This is a genomic window from Parabacteroides faecalis (assembly GCF_022809355.1).
Lineage (GTDB): Bacteria > Bacteroidota > Bacteroidia > Bacteroidales > Tannerellaceae > Parabacteroides > Parabacteroides faecalis.
The window spans coordinates 1-8,352 of the sequence record NZ_JAKZMM010000083.1 but is presented as its reverse complement, the minus strand read 5'-3'; the positions used below and the strand labels follow the sequence as shown (position 1 = coordinate 8,352).

Annotated in this window: 5 protein-coding genes; 1 reads left to right on the top strand and 4 read right to left on the bottom strand. The window is 45.2% G+C overall.

What is annotated here, in order from left to right; all coding sequences use genetic code 11:
• Positions 1-338 precede the first annotated feature (338 nt).
• A complete protein-coding gene (locus MUN53_RS17740; protein WP_243326727.1) occupies positions 339-2,813 on the top strand; it encodes an alpha-L-arabinofuranosidase C-terminal domain-containing protein in 2,475 nt (824 codons plus the stop codon).
• Between the two features lie 113 nt (positions 2,814-2,926).
• Here MUN53_RS17740 and ybaK read toward each other — a convergent pair whose 3' ends face one another.
• The 4 genes from ybaK to MUN53_RS17720 are packed head-to-tail and all read right to left on the bottom strand — an operon-like array spanning position 2,927 to position 7,872.
• A complete protein-coding gene (ybaK, locus tag MUN53_RS17735; protein ID WP_243326726.1) occupies positions 2,927-3,409 on the bottom strand; it encodes a Cys-tRNA(Pro) deacylase in 483 nt (160 codons plus the stop codon).
• The gene (locus MUN53_RS17730) at positions 3,406-5,538 is read right to left on the bottom strand and encodes a Tex family protein (protein ID WP_243326723.1); all 2,133 of its coding nucleotides are present in this window, start codon (positions 5,536-5,538) and stop codon (positions 3,406-3,408) included. Before MUN53_RS17730 ends, ybaK begins: the two co-directional genes overlap by 4 nt.
• Before the next feature lie 59 nt (positions 5,539-5,597).
• Positions 5,598-6,953 (bottom strand): ATP-binding cassette domain-containing protein, encoded by a 1,356-nt coding sequence (locus MUN53_RS17725; RefSeq protein ID WP_243326722.1) that lies wholly within the window; start codon positions 6,951-6,953, stop codon positions 5,598-5,600.
• 7 nt (positions 6,954-6,960) lie between these two features.
• The gene (locus MUN53_RS17720; protein ID WP_317236369.1) at positions 6,961-7,872 is read right to left on the bottom strand and encodes a substrate-binding domain-containing protein; all 912 of its coding nucleotides are present in this window, start codon (positions 7,870-7,872) and stop codon (positions 6,961-6,963) included.
• Positions 7,873-8,352 lie beyond the last annotated feature (480 nt).

Below are 8,352 nucleotides of genomic sequence, written 5' to 3'. Positions count from 1 at the left end.
GTGATTAACAAAAATATGAGTCAACTCAGTATATAAATAAGTTAAACTAGAGTCAACCCCTTTTATTTATAAAGAGATTTTAAGTCAACTAAATCCGTTAAATGACAAAAAGATATCCTTTTCCTCTTTATTTTTTATCGTTTCACCAAGGTGGAATGATCTCTTCACCATTGTGGAACGATCGTTCCACCTATGTGAGACGATCGTATCACCCGGGTGAAATGATCTATTTCTCTAAGAATATAGAATACTTCTCCGAAACAGAGCCTTCTTTTATTCGCTTATTCCACCGAATTTACGTAAGTTTGCACCCAAATTCAGAGAAGTTCTTTACAAGAATGAAGCAAGCGATTATTTTCTTGAAATTATGGATGATTTCGTTGTTAGTCGGCGGGTTGATCTCCTGCCAGCAAGAAACGCCGGTGACTTCAGTTATACATATTGATGCGGAAGGCACCATCCAAACCGTCAATCCGGATTTATACGGCATTACATTGGAAGAAATCAATCATGCCATTGATGGAGGTCTGTATGCCGAGATGATACAAAACCGGAGCTTTGAGGATGGAATTCCGCCTTTGAACTGCCCGTATGATGCCCGCCGCCGGGTAATTACGACTCCGAATGGCTATGACATGCCGTTTATGCGTCTTGATTCGCTTCCCGGCTGGAGACCTTTATCCACCAATACATGGATTTATCCGGATACCAAAGAATTGTTGAATGAGAAGAACAAGCGCTCGCTGGTTGTTTCGATTGCCACTTCAGTACAGAATGGTCGGGGCGGCGTCGTGGCTGAAGGCTATAATGGTCTGGCCATCCAGCAAGGGCAAACCTATCAGCTTTCCTTTTACCTGAAAGGCGGTTCGGTTTATCCGAAGAATTTGCATATTGCTTTGGAAGATTCCATCGGGAATCGGGTATTGAGTGATGTCTTTACGGTAACGCCTCATTACGAATGGAAGAAATACCGGCATACCTTTACGGCTAATGCCACGAGTAACAAGGCAATCCTGACTTTCTCGTCAGACAGTAGTCAGACGTTCTGGCTGGATGTTGTGTCGTTGTTCCCGGAAACCTGGAAAGGCCGCCCTAACGGACAGCGACAGGACATTATGGAAGCTATTGCCAAGCTGCAACCTCGCTTCGTACGTTTCCCCGGAGGTGCTTTCGTTGAAGGATACACAGCAGGGACTTTTCCGGTCTGGAAAGAGACGTTGGGTAACATTGCCGAGCGCAAACATTTCTGGAATGTCTGGGGATACGGAACAACCAACGGCACCGGTTATCACGAATACCTACAGTTGTGTGAAGACTTAGGAGCAGAACCAATCTATGTGATCAACAGTGGTATCACGAATATGAGCCGGCGTCCGCGTTATGAATCTATTACAGAAATGGACAAGCTGGTACAGGAAGCACTGGATGCTATCGGATATGCCAATTATCCGACGGACTCTGTATTGGGAGCATTGCGTGCCAAGAATGGACATCCGAAACCTTTCCACTTAAAATATGTGGAGATCGGAAGTGAGAACTACGGTCATGAATATACCAAACGCTTCGAACTGTTCCGAAAAGCCATCAAAGAGAAATGGCCGGAGATTACCGTCATCAGTAACCGCCTGGTTGGTCGTCAACCACGAAGTGAATGGCATGACATACACTTCAACGGGAAAAATTCGTTCTTCCTTTCCAACCAAAGCCGGTACGAAACGGTTAAAAGCCGGTACGAATGGGAAAATACCTTCGTGGGTGAATTCGGAAACATGCAATCGTCGGAAGCTCGGACCATGTCATCAGCCATCGCCGAAGCCTGTTTCCTGATCGGAATTGAGAACTATCCGGACATGATGGCGCGTATTGCTTATTCTCCGGTATTGGGAAACGCCGATTATACCAAGGAACGCTGGCCGATGATCCTTTTCAATAACCATCAGATCGTGCTCTCTCCTTCTTATTATATGTGGATGCTGTTCAACAAATACCGCGGAGACGAAGTGATTCCATCTCAGGTTGAAACCTATCTGCGCCCGACGATTACTAACGGATTCGCTTCGGTGTATATGTTCGACAACTGCTATGAGATGAATCAGGTAATGATTGATGGAAAACCGGTAAAAGAAGGACGGATTTTGGGTGGTAACTGGGGAATATCTTCCGGTATATTAACACCGGTTCCCAACCGATGGAATTATGTCTTGTTGGGCGATTCAACAGCTATCGACTACGAGTTTACATCTCATATCCGCCGGACAAAGGGCAGCGAACTGATCCAGTTCCGTGTCCGCAATAACGGTTGCCTTCGCGAACAGCAGGATTATATCAGTTTCACCTTGGGTGATGGTTATGCCCGGCTATACCATCAAAGTGGGAATGTAACCGATACATTGGCTACAACGGTTAAGCAACCGTTGGTCAATAATACAGACTATGATGTTCGTATCCGTTGTCAAAAGGATTCAATCTTCTGTTATGTGAACGAAGTATTGGTACAGAAAGCCGGTATGCGTCCTTATCCTTCATTGGCTTCGGTAGCCACGCTCGACAAGAAGAATAACTGTTTGTATCTTAAAGTCGTCAATACAACCCGACATGAAGAAAAAGCCGAGTTGAACATCCAAGGATTATCGGTGGAAGATGCCGTAGATATCATTGAACTGGCTGGCGAACCGGAAACAAGTAACACCTTTGAGAAACCGGATCGGATCAAACCGGAGAAGAAGAAGACAACTTTTACCATGGGTATTCCCAAGACGTACAAGTTCCCGCCTTCTTCGATTACCATCATGAAGTTTAAGGTTGAAAAGTAACCTCTTAGTTACCGGATAAATTCGGTCAGATCTATAAAAAGAAGAATGCCTTGCTCCATCGTTGTATTGGAACAAGGCATTCCTCTTTTATTCTGTTGGTCGCTTATCCTTTATTAATCCGTCAGATCTGCTACTTCAGCCCGTGCTTCGCGGATCAAATCAGCCGGAGAAAGACAGACTTGCAGGCCTCGTTGACCGGCACTAACATAAATATGTTCGAATCCGGTTGCTGATTCCTGAATATAGGTAGGGAAATGCTTCTTCATCCCAATCGGAGAACAACCGCCACGGATATAACCTGTCAGCGGTAATAATTCCTTCACGTGAATCATCTCACAACTCTTGTTACCGGAAACTTTGGCAGCCTTCTTCAAGTTGACTTCGGCTGCTCCCGGTATTACACAGACAAAATAACCACTCTTGTCGCCACGCAATACCAGCGTCTTGAACACCTGACTGACATCTTCACCTAATTGTTCTGCCACATGCGTTGCACTCAGATCATTTTCATCTACTTCATAAGGCACCAGTTTATAGGCTACTTTTGCCTTATCAAGCAAACGAGCCACATTCGTCTTGTTTATTTTCTCTTTCATGATTCAATTCCTTTCATGGATAATTGTACCCGTTTCCGGGTTGTATCGATACTTAATACTCTTACTTGTACATGCTGATGAATAGAAACAACATCTGCCGGATTACTCACGAAACGGTCAGCCAGTTCCGAGATGTGAACCAGTCCGTTTTCCTTGATTCCTACATCTACAAAGCAACCAAAGTTGGTAATATTCGTCACAATGCCCGGCAATATCATGCCTTCCTGCAAATCGTCTATGGTATGAATATCCGGATTAAAGCTGAATTCCTGGATTTCGCTACGCGGATCACGTCCCGGCTTGTCCAGTTCCTTCATGATATCCTGCAAGGTTGGCATACCGATCTGATCTGTCTGATACTGTTCCAGACGGATTTGCTGCTTCAATTCCTTCCGTTTCATCAGTTCTCCCACCGTACAATGCAAGTCTGCTGCCATCTTTTCTACTACCGGATAACTTTCCGGATGGACAGCCGAATTATCCAACGGGTTAGTTCCATTGGGAATACGCAGGAAACCGGCACATTGTTCGAAAGCCTTTTCACCTAGTCGTGGTACCTTCTTCAAATCTTTCCGGCAAACAAACGGACCATTCTCAGCCCGATACTGTACAATATTCTGCGCCAAGACAGGTCCTAAACCGGAAATGTACGTCAACAATTCTTTGCTTGCTGTATTTACATTTACCCCAACCAGATTGACACAGCTCTCGACCGTCTGATCCAAACTCTTCTTCAGTAACGCCTGATCCACGGCATGCTGGTATTGACCAACACCAATACTTTTCGGATCGATCTTGACCAACTCGGCTAAAGGATCCATCAAACGGCGACCAATACTTACAGCACCGCGCACCGTTACGTCGTATTCCGGAAATTCTGCCCGTGCCACGGCCGAAGCTGAATAGACAGAAGCGCCATCTTCACTGACGACAAAGACCTTGACCGGCTTGGTATATCGGATATTGGTAATAAATTCTTCCGTTTCGCGGCTGGCAGTTCCATTACCAATTGAAATAGCATCTATATTATAAGCCTCCACCAAATGCTGGATTTTGATCTCGGCCTTCTTCCGTTCATTCTTAGGCGGATGCGGATAAATCGTTTCATTGTGCAACAGATTTCCCTGTGCATCCAGACAAACCACCTTACAACCCGTGCGATAACCCGGATCAATACCCAAGACACGCTTCTGCCCTAAAGGCGGAGCCAGTAGTAACTGCCGGAGATTATCGGCAAAGACTCGGATCGCTTCTTCATCGGCTTTCAGTTTGCTGCTTTTGGCAAACTCCGATTCGATGGAAGGTTTGAGCAAACGCTTATAGGCATCATCAATCGCCAATTGGAATTGTTCCCAACAGGCACCATTATTCCGTTTATACTGCCTATATAAGGATTCGAGACAGGCATCGTCATCTGCCGGCGCAATCGAAACTCGTAAGAAACCTTCCTCCTCGCCTCTTCGTACTGCCAGAAGCCGATGCGACTGACACCGCGAAAGTTTCTCTTCGAACTGGAAGTAGTTTCGGTATTTCGCACCTTCCTCTTCTTTTCCTTTGATGACTTTCGCTGAAATAACCGCCTGGCGGAAAGCAAAACGCACCTGATTACGCGTCCGCTCGTTCTCGTTTACCCATTCGGCAATAATATCCCGTGCACCCGACAAGGCATCTTCTTCATCTTTCACCTCGCCCTGCACAAATGCCGGCACGCGTCCGGACAGGAACGGTTCCTTTTGGGCAGCTATCAGCTTAGCCAACGGTTCAAGCCCTTTCTTTCGCGCCATCGCTGCCCGCGTCACTCGTTTGGGTTTATACGGGAGATAAATATCTTCAATCTCATTACTGTCCCACGAGGATTCGATTCGTGCTTTCAACTCCGGCGTCAGCTTTTCCTGTTTCTCCAATGCATTCAGGATTGTGTCCTTTCGTGCCTTCAGTTCCGTCAGTTTATCCAACCAGTTCTTGACGTCCGTTATTTGTACTTCATTCAGTCCACCGGTCATTTCTTTCCGATAACGACTGATAAACGGAATAGTAGCTCCCGACTCCAGTAGTCCGATTGTATTCCGTACCTGCGGAAGCAGTAACTGAAGAGCTTTAGCTATTAAATCCGGATATATTATTTCCATATTGATATGATTTCAGAATTGACCTGCAAAAGAAACGAAAATCCTGTGGATATGCAAGCCTACAACGTAATCACTTCGGCATTCATCGCCTTGATCTCATCGGCATGATGCGACGAGAAAACGACTGTTGCCTGTTTTTCCTGCTGCCATTCCACCAGGAAACGAGCAACTAACTGCCGAAGCTCTACATCCAAACCGTTGAAAGGCTCGTCCAGCAACAGCAATCCGGCCGGGAACATTAACGCCCTTGCCAAAGCAACCCGTTGCTGTTGCCCATAACTCAAAGCAGCCGGATACATCTCGGCCTGCTTTTCCAACTGAAAAGCAACCAGCAGCCGGAGTGATTGCTGTTCCAAGATTGCCCGATCGTAATAAGCTGCGCCACCAAGCATAATATTCTCCTTTGCCGTCAGTTGTGGAAGTAATGTCGGTTCCTGAAAGAGATTGGCGGTCTGACCAGGTAAACAGGAGATTTCTCCACTAATTGGCCTCAAAGTTCCGTTGAGAAGTTGCAGTAATGTAGTTTTTCCTTGCCCCGACGGAGCCGAAAGTACATATATCTTTCCGGCTTTCAGGATGATATTCATGTGATGTACTCCATAGGAATAAGAGACATCTGTCAAACATATATCGTTAGGCTGAAGTGAAACTGTCTGTAACTCTACAGCCGAATGACGATAACGTACGGAAGGCTGCCAGTCTGATAAACGGGAAATCAACTTGTCGGTCAGCCAACTCAAGACAATTGCTACCAAGGTCCAGGCGATCAGTTCCGGGACATCAATAAAGACTTGCGCTTCTTTCATTCGTTTCCCGATACCATCCACACATTGCGACAAGACTTCTCCCATAATGATAGCCCGCCAACCAAAACCAACAGCTGAAGCCAGCCCACTGAAAAGATAGGGTTTCAGTTGCGGATAGTTAATCTGAAACAAACGATTCCAGGCATTCAGGTGAAATTGCCGGGCAAGTATCTTCCAAGAATCCCGCCGGTTCATCAAACCTTTCAGCAGATTTTCAGTCAGCAACGGATACATTGTCAGAAAAGCAATCAGCAAAGGAATCATTTCCGGATTCAAGAATATCAATGCCAACAGGATGAAAGAGATGACCGGGACAGAGCGCAGTAACGACAACCAAGGCATAAACAAGAGCCGTATTCCTTCTGACCGATTCAACAGAAAGGCCGTTATGGCTGCAGCGGCTAGAGAAAGCAGTAAACCGACGCAGGCTCTCAGACAAGTAGTTCCTATACTGACAAGAAATCCGGGTGTATAAACCAACCGAAGCAATGCACGGATCAGATCCGGAAACGAAGGAATCAGTTGCGGTTGTGCCATCTGCCACGAAAGCAACTGCCAAGCAACGGGTATCAACAAGATAGACAAACAAGTCAGTACAATGCGTTTCATACGTCATTTAAGGAATAAAGGTTGAGTCGGGTAACCGGCCGCCTGTCGAACGGGGCTCGTAATGATTCATCAGTTTCAGGAAATGCCCTACTTCTTCACGGCAATCTGTGGCCGGGATATAACGGATGCGACAACGCTCGATGGTGGAAGGCGAAAGCATTCGATTACCGAATACACGTCTGTTTTCCAATATACGGATCGCCTCTTCCGGTTTTTCCTGTGCAAAACGGCAGGACTGATCCAGAAGAGTCTGAATTGAATCTTTTAATGCCAACAAAGATTCCCGGCAAACCACCGCCGTCTGCGGAAAGCCATACGACAAAGAATCCGGACGATTCAGGTCTGCCAGAATCTGAAGCGTGGAATCCTGTTCCAACGCCATCGACAGAAAAGGTTCACTCAATACGGCTGTCTGCACTTTATCCGTCTGCAATGACAACAGAACTTCACGAGCTGTCGCAAACGAATAGTCATACGTATAAGAACCTTTTTGCTCCAGATAATAACGGGCAAGTATATCGGGCGTCGTCCCGGCACCGAACAAATAGACTGGCGGCACAATATGATCGCGTCCTACTAAATACAAGGTTCCCCATATCGGACAACCTAATAAAGGATAACGGATACCTTTATTATATAGGTTGGCAGCCGAAATCATCGGCAAAACCGCTATATCAGCCTCACCTTTCACTAATAAAGCCTGCATCTGTTCGGGCGAATCCAAGACTTTCACCTGCATTTTCTTCCCTTTTAATACCGGCTCTTTTTCCATCCATTGCGCAAAGGCTATTGCTGACGGGCCACGTAATACCGCCACTTCGTAAATCATTTCAGCCGATTCTTTCTTAGAATCCAATTTACAACTCCACAAAACGAGTAGTAAAATGAAGAACCAGCCATATCGGAATTTATATAACATCTACACTTAGTCTTTTGAATGTAACAAGTGTTACCTCAGAGGGTGTCAAGTTATTAGTAATCATTCTTGGATCGACACCTTTTAATGTAATCATATCGCTTTTTATTTATAATGATTCGACAAATTTATCACCATAATAATTCAGCTTATTTGCAAATATAAGCAACAATCCACATATTCACAAACCTGTGAACATTTTTCAGAAACAAAGAGAATTATACCCTAATCTAATTGATAATAACTGTCATTTATGTATATCTTTTATCGTTTCACCCGGGTGATTCGATCGTCTCACATAGGTGGAACGATCGTTCCACGGGGGTGAAGAGATCGTTCCACAAGGGTGAAACGGTAAAAAATAAACGAGAATTGTCATTTAACGGATTTAGTTGACTTAAAATCTCTTTATAAATAAAAGGGGTTGACTCTAGTTTAACTTATTTATATACTGAGTTGACTCATATTTTTGTTAATCACTCA